This window comes from Vibrio phycocola (assembly GCF_053850235.1).
The window spans coordinates 13529-29233 of record NZ_JBSQDJ010000007.1; the positions used below are offsets into that span (position 1 = coordinate 13529).

The 15705-nt window shown below is 42.1% G+C and carries 16 protein-coding genes; 12 read left to right on the forward strand and 4 right to left on the reverse strand.

Annotated elements, in window-relative coordinates:
• Positions 1-112 precede the first annotated feature (112 nt).
• From pckA to hslR, 3 genes are all read right to left on the reverse strand, one after another.
• Positions 113-1741, reverse strand: coding sequence for a phosphoenolpyruvate carboxykinase (ATP) (pckA, locus tag ACWU4D_RS11370; protein ID WP_456051551.1), 1629 nt, complete (start codon positions 1739-1741; stop codon positions 113-115).
• 344 nt (positions 1742-2085) lie between these two features.
• Positions 2086-2961, reverse strand: coding sequence for an Hsp33 family molecular chaperone HslO (gene hslO / locus ACWU4D_RS11375; protein ID WP_456051552.1), 876 nt, complete (start codon positions 2959-2961; stop codon positions 2086-2088).
• A 22-nt stretch (positions 2962-2983) separates the two neighbouring features.
• Positions 2984-3370, reverse strand: a complete 387-nt coding sequence (gene hslR, locus ACWU4D_RS11380; protein WP_456051553.1) for a ribosome-associated heat shock protein Hsp15 — start codon at positions 3368-3370, stop codon at positions 2984-2986.
• 200 nt (positions 3371-3570) lie between these two features.
• Between hslR and gspC the strand changes: the two genes are divergently transcribed.
• The 12 genes from gspC to ACWU4D_RS11440 are packed head-to-tail and all read left to right on the forward strand — an operon-like array spanning position 3571 to position 14816.
• The gene (gene gspC / locus ACWU4D_RS11385; RefSeq protein WP_456051554.1) at positions 3571-4515 is read left to right on the forward strand and encodes a type II secretion system protein GspC; all 945 of its coding nucleotides are present in this window, start codon (positions 3571-3573) and stop codon (positions 4513-4515) included.
• 40 nt (positions 4516-4555) lie between these two features.
• On the forward strand, positions 4556-6583 hold the full coding sequence (gene gspD / locus ACWU4D_RS11390) for a type II secretion system secretin GspD (protein WP_456051555.1): 2028 nt from the start codon (positions 4556-4558) through the stop codon (positions 6581-6583).
• Entirely contained in the window at positions 6583-8055 is a 1473-nt protein-coding gene (gspE, locus tag ACWU4D_RS11395; protein WP_456051556.1) for a type II secretion system ATPase GspE, read from the forward strand. Before gspD ends, gspE begins: the two co-directional genes overlap by 1 nt.
• Positions 8055-9272: a type II secretion system inner membrane protein GspF gene (gspF, locus tag ACWU4D_RS11400; protein WP_456051557.1), complete on the forward strand. Its 1218-nt coding sequence runs from the start codon at positions 8055-8057 to the stop codon at positions 9270-9272. The genes gspE and gspF overlap by 1 nt, the downstream gene beginning before the upstream one ends.
• A 37-nt stretch (positions 9273-9309) precedes the next feature.
• Entirely contained in the window at positions 9310-9747 is a 438-nt protein-coding gene (gene gspG / locus ACWU4D_RS11405; protein WP_456051558.1) for a type II secretion system major pseudopilin GspG, read from the forward strand.
• Positions 9748-9771: 24 nt separating this feature from the next.
• A complete protein-coding gene (gspH, locus tag ACWU4D_RS11410; RefSeq protein ID WP_456051559.1) occupies positions 9772-10356 on the forward strand; it encodes a type II secretion system minor pseudopilin GspH in 585 nt (194 codons plus the stop codon).
• Positions 10349-10705 (forward strand): type II secretion system minor pseudopilin GspI, encoded by a 357-nt coding sequence (gene gspI, locus ACWU4D_RS11415; RefSeq protein ID WP_456051560.1) that lies wholly within the window; start codon positions 10349-10351, stop codon positions 10703-10705. The genes gspH and gspI overlap by 8 nt, the downstream gene beginning before the upstream one ends.
• Positions 10702-11361 (forward strand): type II secretion system minor pseudopilin GspJ, encoded by a 660-nt coding sequence (gene gspJ / locus ACWU4D_RS11420; protein ID WP_456051561.1) that lies wholly within the window; start codon positions 10702-10704, stop codon positions 11359-11361. The genes gspI and gspJ overlap by 4 nt, the downstream gene beginning before the upstream one ends.
• The gene (gene gspK, locus ACWU4D_RS11425) at positions 11358-12380 is read left to right on the forward strand and encodes a type II secretion system minor pseudopilin GspK (protein ID WP_456051562.1); all 1023 of its coding nucleotides are present in this window, start codon (positions 11358-11360) and stop codon (positions 12378-12380) included. Before gspJ ends, gspK begins: the two co-directional genes overlap by 4 nt.
• A complete protein-coding gene (gene gspL, locus ACWU4D_RS11430) occupies positions 12349-13554 on the forward strand; it encodes a type II secretion system protein GspL (RefSeq protein ID WP_456051563.1) in 1206 nt (401 codons plus the stop codon). Before gspK ends, gspL begins: the two co-directional genes overlap by 32 nt.
• Before the next feature lie 2 nt (positions 13555-13556).
• Positions 13557-14045: a type II secretion system protein GspM gene (gspM, locus tag ACWU4D_RS11435; RefSeq protein ID WP_456051564.1), complete on the forward strand. Its 489-nt coding sequence runs from the start codon at positions 13557-13559 to the stop codon at positions 14043-14045.
• A gap of 9 nt (positions 14046-14054) precedes the next feature.
• Positions 14055-14816, forward strand: coding sequence for a type II secretion system protein N (locus tag ACWU4D_RS11440; RefSeq protein WP_456051565.1), 762 nt, complete (start codon positions 14055-14057; stop codon positions 14814-14816).
• 45 nt (positions 14817-14861) lie between these two features.
• On the opposite strand, the gene cysQ is transcribed toward ACWU4D_RS11440, so the two are convergent.
• Positions 14862-15683, reverse strand: coding sequence for a 3'(2'),5'-bisphosphate nucleotidase CysQ (gene cysQ / locus ACWU4D_RS11445; RefSeq protein WP_456051566.1), 822 nt, complete (start codon positions 15681-15683; stop codon positions 14862-14864).
• Positions 15684-15705 lie beyond the last annotated feature (22 nt).

Genomic DNA, 15705 nt, shown 5'->3' on the forward strand with positions numbered 1-15705 from the left:
GTAATTCCCCAATATCTAAGAGTTATAGCTTGGAGCAAAATAGAGTTTTCTTCAATAAAAAAGCCCCTAAAGATAGGGGCTTACTGCAAATAAATGATGTGCTAAGTATATACTAGTCCAAACTTGGTCCAGCAGCTACTAGCGCTTTACCTTCATCATTATCTGTGTACTTCTCAAAGTTCTTAATAAAGCGAGATGCAAGATCGTCTGCTTTACTTTGCCATTGAAGTGGATCGACATAGGTATCGCGAGGGTCAAGTATTGCAGGGTCAACACCTGGAAGCTCTGTCGGTACTTCCAGATTAAAGACTGGAATTTGCTTGGTTGGAGCGTTATCGATGGAGCCGTCTAAAATGGCATCGATAATGCCACGGGTATCCTGGATAGAAATACGTTTTCCAGTACCATTCCAACCTGTATTGACGAGATACGCTTCAGCTCCAGCTGCTTCCATACGTTTCACTAATACTTCAGCATACTTAGTTGGGTGCAGAGTTAGGAATGCCGCACCGAAACAAGCAGAGAATGTTGGAGAAGGCTCGGTAATACCACGTTCAGTACCTGCGAGTTTCGCGGTGAAACCAGACAGGAAGTGGTATTTAGTTTGTTCCGGAGTTAGTTTAGCCACCGGAGGAAGTACACCAAACGCATCGGCAGTTAAGAAAATGACTTTCTGAGCATGACCTGCTTTTGAGATAGGTTTTACTATATTATCAATGTGGTAGATCGGGTAAGAAACGCGAGCATTCTCGGTTTTTGATGCGTCATCGAAGTCAATAGAACCATCGTTACGCAGAACCACGTTTTCTAGCAACGCGTCACGACGAATCGCATTGTAGATATCGGGTTCGGCTTCTTTTGATAAACGGATTGTTTTGGCGTAGCAACCCCCTTCAAAATTAAATACGCCATCGTCATCCCAACCATGCTCATCATCACCAATGAGTGCACGTTTAGGATCGGTTGATAACGTGGTTTTCCCTGTACCAGAGAGGCCGAAGAAGATAGCGACATCGCCTTCTTTACCCACGTTTGCAGAGCAGTGCATTGATGCGATGCCTTTTAACGGAAGGAAGTAGTTCATCATTGCGAACATACCTTTTTTCATCTCACCGCCGTACCAAGTACCACCGATTAATTGCATTTTTTCTGTTAGGTTGAATACGGTATAGACTTCTGAGTTAAGACCTTGCTTTTCCCAATCAGGGTTTACCGTTTTCGCTGCGTTCATTACAACGAAGTCTGGTTCAAATGTTGCGAGTTCCTCTTCTGTTGGTCGAAGGAACATGTTCTTAACAAAGTGAACCTGCCAAGCAACTTCGGTAATAAAACGGATGGAAATTCGACTGTCTTTATTCGCACCACAGTAACAATCGAGAACAAATAGGCGTTTCCCGGATAACTGGTTAGTTGTCAGAACTTTAAGCTCGTCCCAGGTTTCTTTAGTGATTGGTTTGTTATCATTTTTGGCAAACTCTGATGTCCACCACATGTTTTTTTCGGTCGTTTCATCCTTAACGATGAACTTATCTTTAGGAGAACGACCTGTAAAGATACCTGTGTCAACAGCCACAGCATCAAGCTCTGTGACTATGCCTTTTTCGTAACCTTCTAAGTCATCACGAGTCTCTTCTTTAAATAGCATCTCATAGCTCGGGTTGCGTATGACTTCTATTGCATCAGAGATTCCGTAGTTTGTAAGATCTAATTGTGCAGCCTTTTGATGTTCCATAACGGTCATAGGTGCTCCTTTTAGGACAGTAATTGTAGGGATTATTTGAATTTTATTATTATCTGACTTCCATGCTAGCAACGAGGTACACTTAAAACAGGGAGATAGTTCAAAAAAAGACCACACCCAGTCAGTGCATTCTAAGTGCCTTGTCACATATTAAAGCCAAATCTATGTTAACTATTTGTGGTAAAAGATACTAGTTAGGATTAATTATTGTTAATAAAAAATTAAGTTGATGTGACAGAGTGAGAAGTTGTGTATGAGGGAGCATTATATTTTGAGTAACCCCTATTAAAACGAATATATATTTCATTTTAATAGGGTATTAATAACTTAATAAAAATTGAAAATTAATGAAGGGTATTGTTGGGGGTGTTTGCTTCAATTAGTAACTCATCAATTTGAGTTTTATTGAATTCATAGTTACTTCCGCAATAATCGCAATGCATTGCGATTTTTCCGTCTTCTTCAAGAATCTCTGCAATTTCTGCTGGATCAATTGTGATGATCGCGGCTCCACTTCTTTCTCGAGAGCAACCGCAGTGGAACGCGACTTCTTGTGGATCAAACAAGCGAACCTTTTCTTGGTTATATAAGCGATAAAGTAACTCTTGAGCCCCTAAAGAAAATAACTCTTCACTTTTAACGGTATTGGTTAGTTGTTCTAAATGTTCAAAGTCGTCATCACTTCCCGTTTCATCTGGAATTACTTGGAGTAACATACCCGCAGCATGGGCCGCTCCTTGGTGTGCTCCCGTTCGAATCCAAATTCGAGTCTTAAGTTGCTCAGAGCGTTCAAAGTAGCCTTCGATTATTTCATTTAAGCTATCGCTTTCTAATCCAACAATGCCCTGATAACGCTCGCCTTTTTTCGGCTCAATATTGATCACTAAATGACCTTTGCCCATAAGATCGCGAACATTTGCGTCAGATGGAATATCGCCTTGCCAGCGTGCGACGCCACGTACATTTTGATTGTTGTCGCCATTTACAACAATAAGAGACACTGGGCCATCGCCTTGTAATTGCAGCGTAATCGACCCTTCAAACTTTATCGTCGCCGTCAACAATGTGGTTGCTACGAGCAGTTCCCCTAACAATTTTTCAATGGCAGCAGGGTATTCTTTGCTCGAAATGATGCGTTGGTAGGTTTCATCTAATTGTACTAGTTCGCCACGTACTGACATATCGTCAAATAAGTAGCGGCTTAATGTGTTATTCGCCATTGAGAAAGCTCCAGCTAGATGCTTATTGAGTTTTAAATTTGATAATGTCGCGGCGCTGTTTTTTATCAGGACGGCGCTCTGGACTTGGATTATGGGCATTGAGTTTACGCTGCATAGCCATATGCTCGCGTTTTTTAATGCTTTCTTCTGTTTCGGAATACAATTGTTGAGCTTCTGGAGCAGACCGGCGCTGACTCGAAATCTTTTCAATTTGTATCGTTTTGTCGTTATGTCCTTGACGTAACGTAATTATTGCACCATGTTCTACTATCTTACTTGGTTTACTGCGTTGGCCATTATAATGAACTTTTCCGCCATCTACCATGCTGCGAGCGATGGCTCGAGTTTTGTAAAATCTGGCTGCCCACAACCATTTATCGAGTCGAACTGAACCTTCTTGGGAACTCATTGGCAACTCAACCCTCTAACAGAATCTAAATAGTGTCTTATAATAGAATAAGAACATGGTGATAGATGTTGATATTTTCAAGGTGTTTCTTGAACCTATGTACATAAAGAAAGATAAGGCAGTATTTAATTGGATTACCTTAATGCATAATTATTCCTCGATTTTTTCTCTTTGGAACAGCTAAAAAGGATATGGCTTTGATGGAAGGCGTGACCTTCAAACATAAATTTGTTTATAAATTAACTGCTTTTTTACTTTCGATACAGACAATGTTTCAACGTAATCAGGTTACTATAAGTCGTGGAATCACTTTGTTGTTGCTTGTGTGTAGTGCTTGGCTATTGGGTAAAATGGTATGGCTGCCATTCACTCCTAATTCCATTGTCCCTTGGCGTGCTCAAATCAGTGAGTTAAATGAGAGTCCGATATCACGCGTAGGCGTTGAATCGATAAAAAGACACAACTTATTCGGTCAATTTGTTAAAAATGCAAAGCCCAAAGTGGTCACTCCGTCAATAAAGGAAGCTCCGAAAACGAGCTTGTCGTTAAATTTAGTCGGTGTTGTTGTTGTTGAACCATCGGAACTGAGTTTAGCCATTATTGCAAATAAAAATAATCAAGACACTTATGGGATTGACCAAAAAATAGAAGGTACCCGAGCCACACTTTCTGCAGTATATAGTGACCGTGTGGTATTGGATAATGCCGGACGCAGTGAAACATTACTGCTGACTGAGAAAAGCGACAGTCGTATCTCAAGAGTAAATTCTGAGCGTACAAGAAGAGAGAACAAACCCGCGGTGGACTACAGTGCCGATGCACCCTCTCAAGCAAATGAAGATAAATTGGCTGAGCTAAAAGAAAAAATCGCAGAGAAACCTTCTCGCTTATTACAGTATATAAGAATGTCGAAATTAAAGCGTGATGGTAGCGTTGTTGGTTATCGGTTACGGCCTAAAGGTTCCCCGGATTTATTTGAATCTTTGGGCTTTCTGAACGGTGATATCGTGACACAAATAAATGGAATTGATTTATCAGAGGACGGCGCTCTGTCTCATTTGACAGCATCATTGGATGATATTGGAGAACTCAGTATTATCGTTGAGCGCGATGGGCAACCCTATGATATTTACATACAACTTTAGATTAAAAAAGAGTGCTCATCGAGGGCTCGGGAGTAATAGCGTGAAGCATTGGTTAGTAAGAAATATTTGGCTATTAGGAAGTATGTTGCTTTCGCCGTTTGTTTTTGCAAATGAATATAATGTCAGTTTTAAAGGAACGGACATACAAGAGTTTATCAATATTGTTGGCCGCAACCTTGAGAAAACAGTGATTATCGATCCTGCAGTTCGCGGTAAAATCGATGTTCGCAGTTATGAACCGTTGAATGAAGAACAGTATTACAGCTTCTTTTTGAATGTGCTTGAAGTCTATGGATTTGCCGTTATTGATATGGAAAACGGTATTCTTAAAGTCATTAAAGCTAAATCAGCAAAGACATCTGCCGTGCCTGTATTGGGGGATAGTGAAAACAGTGCTGGAGACAGCGTGATTACTCGTGTTGTTCCTGTACACAATGTTTCTGTTAAAGAGTTGTCTCCATTACTTCGACAATTGGTCGATAATGCCGGTGCTGGGAATGTTGTGCATTATGACCCTGCAAATATCATTTTAATCACAGGGCGTTCTGCCGTTGTTGACCGTTTAGTGAGCATTATCAAGAGAGTTGACCAAGCAGGAAATAAAGATATTGAGGTCATTCCTTTAAGGAATGCATCGGCCTCGGAAATTGTACGTATTGTTGATGCATTAAGTCGAACAACTGAAGCAAAGAATGCACCTGATCAATTACAACCTCAATTGGTCGCTGATGAACGAACTAATTCAATATTATTATCTGGTGAACCGAATGTTCGTAAACGTCTTTCTCGCTTGATTAGACAGCTCGATGTTGAGATGGCAAGCAAGAGTAATAATCAAGTTGTGTACCTTAAATATGCCAAAGCGGAAGAGTTGGTTGAAGTTCTAAAAGGGGTCGCGGAAAATGCAACGAAGGGTAAAAGCTCCGATGGAAAAACAACGTCAACCTCATCTCGAGACCAAGTTTTAATTAGTGCTCATGTTCCGACTAACTCATTAGTTCTAAATGCTCCACAAGATGTGATGAATGCGATGGTCAATGTGATTGATCAGCTCGATATTCGTCGCGCACAAGTATTGATCGAAGCCTTGATTGTTGAAATGACAGAAGGTGATGGCGTTAACTTAGGTGTGCAATGGGGATCGCTAGAATCTGGTTCTGTTGTTCAGTTCAATAATACGGCGACACCAATTGGTGAGGTTCTTGTCGGCTTAGAAGAAGCGGGCAATCAGACCGGAACGGGCACTTATTTTGATGATGATGGGAATATTCAAACCTACACCACAACCGAATCTGGCGATTACGACACTCTAGCTAGTGTGTTGTCTGCTGCTACGGGGTCTGCAGTAAGCGTCAGCCTTGGTGACTGGACATCATTAATTAGTGCTGTTGAAAGTAATTCGAACTCCAATATTTTATCTTCGCCTAGCATTACGGTTTTAGATAATGGAGAGGCATCTTTTGTTGTCGGCGAAGAAGTGCCTGTTATTACAGGTTCGACATCAAGTTCAGATAATTCCAATCCATTCCAAACCGTCGATCGTAAAGAAGTGGGAATTAAGCTAAAAGTCGTCCCGCAAATTAATGAAGGTGATTCAGTTCAGCTTGCTATTGAGCAAGAAGTCTCAGATGTGACAGCAGCTGACGGAGCGGTTGATGTTCGTTTTGCTAAGCGTCAATTAAATACAGAAGTGTTGGTCGATGATGGGCAGATGATAGTGTTGGGAGGCTTGATCAACGAAACCACACAAGAAAGTGTTTCAAAAGTCCCATTACTTGGAGATATTCCTTGGCTTGGAGCACTTTTCCGTTCGACATCTAATAAAGTCGAGAAAAGAAATCTGATGATTTTCCTTAAACCAACGATTATTCGAGATGGACTCACTGCTGATGGTATTACTCAGCGTAAATATAATTACATCCGTGCAGAGCAGCTTTATAAGTCGCAAGATGCGCTGAAGCTCCTGGGTGATGACAAGAAGCCAACAATATTACCTGAGTTTGGTCATGACATTCAGCATCCACCAGAAATTCAAGCTTTCTTAAACCAGTTTGATACGGAGTCTTAATGTCGGTGACGCAATTACCATTTAGTTTTGCGACTCGATTTAAGGTCGCTTATGAGCACAATAGCGATGGCCTTTCTAAGCTTTATTTTATCGAGCCGATGTCTATTGATGCTCTCGTCGAAGCTAAACGAGTATTAAAATGTCAGTTTGAATTGGTCGCATTAGAAGGAGAGGAATTTGATACGAAGTTAACCCAATTGTATCAAAGAGACTCTTCAGAAACGCGTCAGTTAATGGAAGACTTAGGGTCGGATGATGACTTTTTCTCATTAGCAGAAGAGCTTCCGAACCACCAAGACCTACTCGACTCTGACGACGACGCGCCAATCATTAAATTGATTAATGCAATGCTAAGTGAGGCAATTAAAGAAGCGGCATCGGATATTCATATTGAGACGTTTGAAACGACATTGTCGATTCGTTTTCGAGTGGATGGAGTGCTGAGGGAAGTTCTAGCACCTAGCCGTAAATTAGCGCCTTTATTGGTATCTCGCGTCAAGGTCATGGCAAAACTGGATATTGCGGAAAAACGCATCCCGCAAGATGGTCGTATTTCTCTACGAATTGGTGGGCGAGCCGTTGATGTTCGTGTCTCAACCATGCCGTCATCTCATGGTGAGCGCGTGGTGATGCGTATTTTAGATAAAAATGCGACCCGTTTAGATTTGCACAGTTTAGGCATGACCGATGAAAACCACACTGCTTTTGTTAATCTAATCTCAAATCCACACGGAATTTTATTGGTAACTGGGCCGACAGGTTCGGGTAAATCCACAACGTTATACGCTGGACTGCAAGAGCTCGATCGCACAGAGAAAAACATTCTTACCGTTGAAGACCCTATCGAATTTGATATCGATGGCATCGGTCAAACTCAAGTTAACCCAAAAGTTGATATGACGTTTGCGAGAGGATTACGAGCAATTTTACGTCAAGACCCTGATGTTGTGATGGTCGGAGAAATTCGTGACCTTGAAACGGCGCAAATTGGTATTCAAGCTTCGTTGACTGGTCACTTAGTTATGTCGACCTTACACACAAATACGGCTATAGGCGCAATTACGCGTTTGAAGGATATGGGAATTGAGTCATTCCTTATTTCGTCTTCTGTCATTGGGGTACTCGCACAGCGCTTAGTGCGTGTATTGTGTTCAGAGTGCAAACAACCTTATGAAGCAACACCTGAGCAGAAACAACTCTTCGGATTGGATCATAGCCACTCTTTAACGTTGCACCGAGCAACCGGATGTCCGCACTGCCTACACAAAGGTTACCGTGGTCGAACCGGTATCCATGAGTTATTGACGGTGGATGATAAGGTTAAAAACTTGATTCACACTGATGTGAGCGAACAAGAGATCGAAGATAGCATTCGCACCTATACTCCGAGTATACGTTCTGATGGCTTGCTAAAGGTACAACAAGGCATTACGACGCTTGAAGAAGTATTACGGGTGACTGAGGAGGCTTGATGGCAGTTTTTGAATATCAAGCTCTGGATGCTCGAGGCCGGAGCAAGAAAGGCTCTTTAGAAGGCGATAGTACCCGTCAAGCTAGACAAAAGCTTAAGGAGAAAGGGCTAACCGTTATCGAGGTTAAGCTGTCGCAGCAACGCAGTAAAAATAAAGATTCGGCGTTCTCATTTCGACGTGGAATTGGTGCGATGGATTTAGCATTAATTACGCGCCAGCTCTCTACTCTTTTGCAATCTGGAATGCCGATAGAATCGAGTTTGCAAGCTGTAGCAGAGCAAACCGAAAAAAATACGATTCGTAGTGTGATTACTTCAGTACGCTCCAAAGTCACGGAAGGCTATACACTGGGCGAAAGCCTTGGCGAGCAAGGTCATATTTTTGATGTTTTATATCGTTCGATGGTGGTGGCTGGAGAGCGTTCCGGTCATCTCGACTTGATCTTAGATCGTTTGGCGACTTACACCGAACATCGTCAGAAAATGAACAGTAAATTACTCCAAGCTCTGCTTTATCCGATCATACTTGTGGTGGTGGCGTTTGCAGTGGTCACATTCTTAGTATCGAGTGTTGTTCCTAAGTTGATCGAGCAATTCATTCATATGGGGCAAAAGCTCCCAGGCTCTACTGAAGCATTAATGACAATGAGCGGGTTTATGCAAGAGTGGGGGATCCTTGTCGCTATACTTACCTTTTCACTCGTTGTTGTGTTTCGGTATGCCATGCAAGTACCTAACTTTGCTTTTAAAGTACATCAACGTTTGCTGTTTTTTCCTCTATTAGGGAAGGTGATAAAAGGGCTGAATACTGCACGTTTTGCTCGTACTTTAGCCATCTGTTCGTCCAGTAATATTCCAATTTTAGATGGAATGATGGTTGCTCGGGATGTTGTCACCAATTTATATATGAAACAGAAAGTGCAGGAAGCGGCAGAGGCGGTTCGTGAAGGCATCAGTTTGCGTAAAGCCTTGCAATCGACGGGCTTGTTCCCACCAATGATGCTTCATATGATTGCCAGCGGAGAGCAGAGTGGCGAACTTGAAAAAATGCTAATAAATGCTGCTGATAATCAAGACAACCAGTTTGAATCGACTGTGAATATCGCGTTAGGTATTTTTACACCGGTGCTGATTACGTTAATGGCTGGGGTTGTGTTGTTTATTGTGATGGCAACACTAATGCCTATTTTAGAAATGAATAATTTAATGACTCGCTAATTGAGCGAGAGTCGTTTTTTTTGAGGTTGGATTTAATATGAAAAGAAATAAACAAGCGGGCTTTACGTTAATCGAAGTGATGGCTGTAATGGCGATTCTGGCTCTACTCGCTACCTTTGTACTACCAAATGTGTTGGGGAATAAAGAGAGTGCCGATCAGGATAAAGCGTTAGCCGATATTGTTGCGATCGAAAATGCGCTTGATATGTATAAGCTCGACAATAGCGTTTACCCAAGCACAGACCAAGGCTTAGAAGCTCTAGTAACAAAACCAAATAATCCAGAACCTCGTAAATACCGTGAAGGGGGCTATATTAAGCGCCTTCCAAATGACCCATGGGGACGTGAGTATCAATATATTAGCCCTGGCAATCATGGTGTGATTGATATCTTTACATTAGGCGCTGATGGGGAAGAAGGTGGCGAAGAATCCAGTAAAGATATAGGGAACTGGAATTTATTGGACATTAATTAATTCAGTGAATCGAGCGACGATAATATGAAATCTCAACAGGGCTTTACATTAATTGAGGTGCTATTAGTTTTAGCCATCATTGCCCTAACTTCGTTTGTCGTCGTTATCAGTATACCTGCATCTGCTCAAGATGAAGCAGAGCAACAAGCTCGCCAGTTGTACCATCGGATCTCGTTAATACAAGATGAAGCATTGCTTAGTGGTCAAGAGTTTGCGGTTCAAGTCAGTGCTGAACAAGATAAGTTAACACTTCTTGGGATGACTCAGTCAGGTTGGAAGCCTCTTGAGTGGGCAAAAATGAAGAGTGAAATCGCCATCGCCGATAATGTTGTTCTCGATTTTTCTCTCGCCTCTGGTGTCTGGAAAGACAACGACCGTCTATATATCCCTCAATCATTCGATAGTGATACCTCTTTATTTGAAGAAGAGAAGGAAAGTGATGAAGAACCTAAATTTGACCCACAGATCCTAATTATGTCGAGTGGTGAGATCACGGCGTTCTCCTTACGTTTTGAGGAAAAAAATAATAAAAGTAGTGGTTGGATTACTCATGTTTCGGAAAATGGAACGTTAAAGCTGACGGCGATTTCTGAGGTCTCTGATGAATAAACATCGAGGCATGACACTTTTAGAAGTGATGCTGGCTTTGGCGATATTCGCAACGGCATCATTAAGTGTTATTAAAGCGGTCAGTCAGCAAGTTGATTCGATTTCCTATATGGAAGAGAAGAGCTTTGCTAGTTGGGTAGCAGATAATCAAATAGCTTTGGTTATGCTCTCTGGGGCAACAGTAGAGACTAAGTCAGGCAAAGAAGAGTTAGCTGGCGTGACTTGGTACTGGACACTAAAACCAGTCGAAACGGAAAGCAGTTTATTGGCAGCGTTCGACGTCGAGGTCTCTCGTAAAGAAGGCGGAGAGCCTCTTATCTCTGTTCGAACCTATCAGGAACCACAATGATGAAATATTCTAAATCATCATTCAGCGCTTCTCGGTCTCAACGAGGTTTCACTTTGATTGAAGTGATGGTTTCTTTGGTTATATTTGTCGGGCTGAGTTTCGGGGTATATCAAGTTCTCAATCAGGTTCAGCGAAGTGAATTAATGACTCGTGAATCCACATCTCGACTCAATCAATTACAAAAAGCAATATTGATTATGGATGCGGATTTTCGCCAAATGGCCCGTCGTCCATTCCGGAATAATGGTGGCAGCGCCAGTGAATATTGGCTGTTGTGGCAAGATTATTTATTTGACTCTGACAGTAAGGGGATACTATTTACCCGCTTAGGTTGGTCAAACCCAAATTATCAGTTCCCACGCGGTGAAGTCGTTAAAGTTGGGTATAAAATTGTAAACAAACAATTGCAAAGAGTGTGGTGGCGCTATCCGGATACAGCCGCTGGTGATAATGGAGTGGTATCTCCATTGCTCGATGGTGTCATTTCGATGTCGGCAAAATTTTATTATCAAGATCAGTGGTTAGATAATTGGGAAGTTGAAAGTGCATTGCCAGAAGGAATTGCATTAAAGCTGGAACTCGAGGACTTTGGTGAGATCAGTCGCATATACTTGTTGCCTGAGCAGCCAGAGGAAGAAGACGGTGAGCTTGAATGATGAAAGGTCCCCGTAAACAGTCTGGTGTTGCATTAATTATTGTTTTGTTGGCATTGTCATTAATGGTGTCGCTAGCCGCTGTTATTGCTGAAAATGTATTTACTCAATTCCAGCGAGCAACTCAACGCGAACACTATCAGCAAGCTTATTGGTATGCTATTGGCGTCGAATCACTCGCCAAAGTGGTGATAAAACAGAGCTTTGAAGATGATAGTGATACCACAAACTTGAGTCAGGCCTGGGCCTCTGAAGAACAAATCTATCCATTGGATTATGGTACGGTCGTCGGGCGAATTTATGATCGCCAAGCTTGTTTTAATATGAATGTGTTTGCAAATGCCGCTTTAACCAGTGATGGGAGTGAGCGCACTTTTCTTATTGATGTTTTTTCACGTTTGCTAGACTTACAAGAGCTTGATAATTATGAAGCGGAAGTGATAGCGGGATCGTTAAGTGAGTATCTTGATAGTGATGACAACGTCGATGTGACCGATGGTGTCGAAGACAGCTACTATGAATCGCTTACTCCCAGTTATTTACCCCCAGATGGTGAGATTGCTGATACGAGTGAATTGAGAGCAGTACAGCAAATGACGAGCCCTGCTTTGACAGCGATGAAATCCGTTGTTTGTGCATTACCAACAACAGACTGGCTTCTTAATATTAATACGTTATCAGAGCAGCAAGCGCCATTGTTGGTTGCATTGTTTAGTCCTTATTTAAGTTTGTCTAATGCAGAAACGTTAATTTCATCTCGTCCATATGATGGTTGGGCTGATGTTGAAAGCTTTTATACTGAGTCTCAAATTGCATCTATTGATGAATCGACGTTAGATGACGCAGAAAGATATTTAGACGTCGTGAGCAACTATTACGAACTGGACGCAGCCGTGACTGTAGAAAAGTCACAAGTACGTATACGGACGCTATTTTACAGTCCAGATGAATCGAATACTTGGGTGGTTCGCCGCCAATTTGGAGGAATGCGTGAACAACACTCTGATCATCCGGATCAGTAACCAAGAAGGAGCGAGTGCTCCGTGGTGGATCTGGAGTGAGTCTGAACAGCGAAATATAGAATCAGGAGAGTTACCGACTTGGTATGATCTTCCTGATTTACCAGAACATGCCTTATCGCTTAATGCGTTGATATTAATCGATTCGGCTGATCTTATGCTGAAGCAGATTGAACTGCCGAAAGGGAGCGGGCGTCATTTAGATAAAATGTTGCCATTTTTGGTTGAAGAAGACATCGCACAAGATATTGAATCGCTCCACCTAACGGTTCTACATAAGCAGGGAAATAAAGCCTTAGTTTCTGGGATTGATGCTCAGTGGTTACGTGATTTATGCCAACTGTGTCGTGAGAATAACGTGGATGTAGCTCGTGTTATTCCTGATGTGCTGGTGTTACCAGACTCGGATAGCGTTATGTTAATGGCTTGGCAGCAACAGTGGCTTGTTCGAGATGGAATGAATGCGGCTTATGTCCTCGAAGATTCTTGGCTAAGCAGTGTTATTCAGACTGACTGGCAGCCAAATCAGCGAGCTGTGACTTTGCTTAGTCCCAATTCGGCGGATAACATCGTTGGAGTTGATGATTGGCAGAGGTTGGTTATTGAAAGTCCTGAAGTGTTACTTAGCCAAGGCGCTATGGCTTCACGTTTTACCCTGCTTAGCGGTGAGTTTAAATTAAAAAAAGGCGGCAGTGCTCGATGGAACGTATGGCGAAAAGTGTTATTTGCTAGTGTGTTTTTATTCGCTCTCTATTGCGCTCAAATTATCTTTACGGTTCAATCGCAAAAAACAGAACGCATGTCAATTCGTGCAGAGAGTGAGCGTATTTTTCGTTCGGTTTTTCCTGATAAACAACGTATTCCAACATTGAGTTATCTGACGGGGCAATTGGATAACGAAGTTGCACGTTTAAGTGGTGGAAATAGTCAAAATAGTATTTTGGTATTACTTGATGAGTTGAGTAAACAAATATCCGAAATAGATGGAATTCAACTGAATCGTCTGAACTATGATGAAAGTCGTGGTGAGATTCGAATTGACCTTCAAGGTGTTGATTTTCAAAATTTTGAACAAGCAAAAAATAAGTTAAGTACAGACTTTGATGTTGAATCTGGGCCTTTAAATCGAAATGGTGAGTTAGTACTTGGCTCATTTACATTGAAGCGAGGGCAATAATCATGAAAGACACTATGGTTAGGCTACGCTCTTGGTGGTCTCAAATTTCTAGCCGTGAGAGATGGTTAGTGGGGACACTGGCAGGACTTGGGCTATTGGTTCTGTTTGTTTTTGGTTTTTGGCAACCGATGAATCAAAGTCTTGTTTCGAGTAAACAAGCACTCGAACGAGAAAAATCGGTCCTTCAAACCGTGATGACACAATCAAATAGGATTGAGTCGTTAAGAAAAGAAAAAGGGATTGAAAGTACGAGTCAAGAGCCATTAAATCAGGTAATTGCTGCATCAAGTAAGAAATTAAACATCTCTTTGATCCGAATTCAACCTCGAGATCAAGAACTGCAAGTGTGGGTAGAGCCACTTCGGTTTGACACGTTACTTGATTGGATTAATACGTTAGATCGTAATTTTGGCATTCAAGTCGTTGCTTTAGATATTGAGCGATCAGATAAGCCTGGAATGGTTGACGTTCGCCGGCTTCAATTTCGATAAGGGTAGGTAGTGAAAACTAAGCTGTTAGTATTTATATGTTTATTGATTGTTGGCTTGTTAAGTGCGGTTGTCCATATGCCGGCCACGACATTGATACATTGGGCTCGATTGCCGACTAATGTCACTTTGCATGGTGTGAGCGGAACTTTGCTACACGGCCAGGTTGATCGTATGACGGTTAACTCAATCGACTTAGGGAAAGTTAGGTGGCAAGCAAAACCGAGCAGTTTACTCCTTGGACAGCTTGGGGCTGATGTGCGTTTTGGTGAGCAAAGCACAACTCAAATACGTGGTAAAGGCTTGATCGGGTTATCACTGTCTACGTTACACCTCAAACAGTTTTCAGTATTGCTCCCCGTTTCCGAACTTTCTCCTTATATTTCACCCGAGATACCCGTCGAAATTGCGGGAAATCTATCGCTGTTCTTGGATGAATACCAGCATGACGGCTCAGGCTTTTGTCGCGAATTAATCGGAGAGGCAAACTGGCAAAATACCCACCTTTCTATTATGTCGACACCGCTGTTACTTGGTGGGGTTAGCGCTGAGTTGAGTTGTGACCAGAATCAATTGATAGCTCAACCGAAACAAGAGAGTGAACAAGTAAGCAGTGAGTTCAATGTACGTCTAACGGCACCAAATCAGTACTCTGTATCTGGTTGGCTTCATCCAAATACCGAGTTTCCTCTAGAATTTATGCCACAACTTACTTGGTTGATTGAGCCTGATGAGAATAATCGTTACCCAATAAAATTAAGTGGACGTTGGTAGTCCACTTAATGCATTAAATGAGGGTTATTATTGAGTGAATTGGAATTAGCGTTTATCGACTAAAATCTCATCCCAAGGTAAGCTTTTATCACCAAGAACGATAAAATTCGGATTCTCTAACGACTCTCGTAAATTGTACGAAAGAGCGGCAAGTTCCGTGCTTAGAATTTGCCCACCTGCAGCTTCAACAATGCATTGGGTTGCGGCGGTATCCCACTCACCTGTTGGTCCAAGTCTTAGGTAGCAATCTGCGGCTCCTTCTGCCACCAAACAAGCTTTCAACGCTGCGGATCCCAGCGGCACTAAATCATAATCCCAATTTGTACTTAAGCGACTCGTGATTGAGTTGATATTCTGGCGACGACTAGTAGCAATCGAGATAGGCTGCTTTAATGATTGGTGCTGATGGATTCCAATTTCAAACTTTTCATTGTTCTCTAAAATTTTCCATGCGCCATACCCTTGATAAGCATAATAAGTGACGCCCGACGTTGGGCCAAAAACGACGCCCATAACAGGGTGGTTATCTTGAACTAATGCAATAATGGTCGCAAAATCGCCGCTACGAGCAATAAACTCTTGAGTTCCATCTAGTGGGTCGACTAACCAATATGTCGACCATTGAGAACGTTTCTCTAGGCTGATATCGGCGGCTTCTTCAGACAACACTGGAATATCAGGTGTAAGGGCTGAGAGTCGATCATAGATGACGTGATGTGCGGCAATATCAGCGCAAGTTACGGGGGTCGAATCATCTTTTATGAAAGCATCGTAGGTACGGTTTTGATAGTGTTCTAGGATTACAGCCCCGGCTTCTCGAGCAATCTCAATGACTTCAGGGAGTAACGAAGATAAGTCTTTTGTCATGGTTGCTTTCCTTTATTATTAT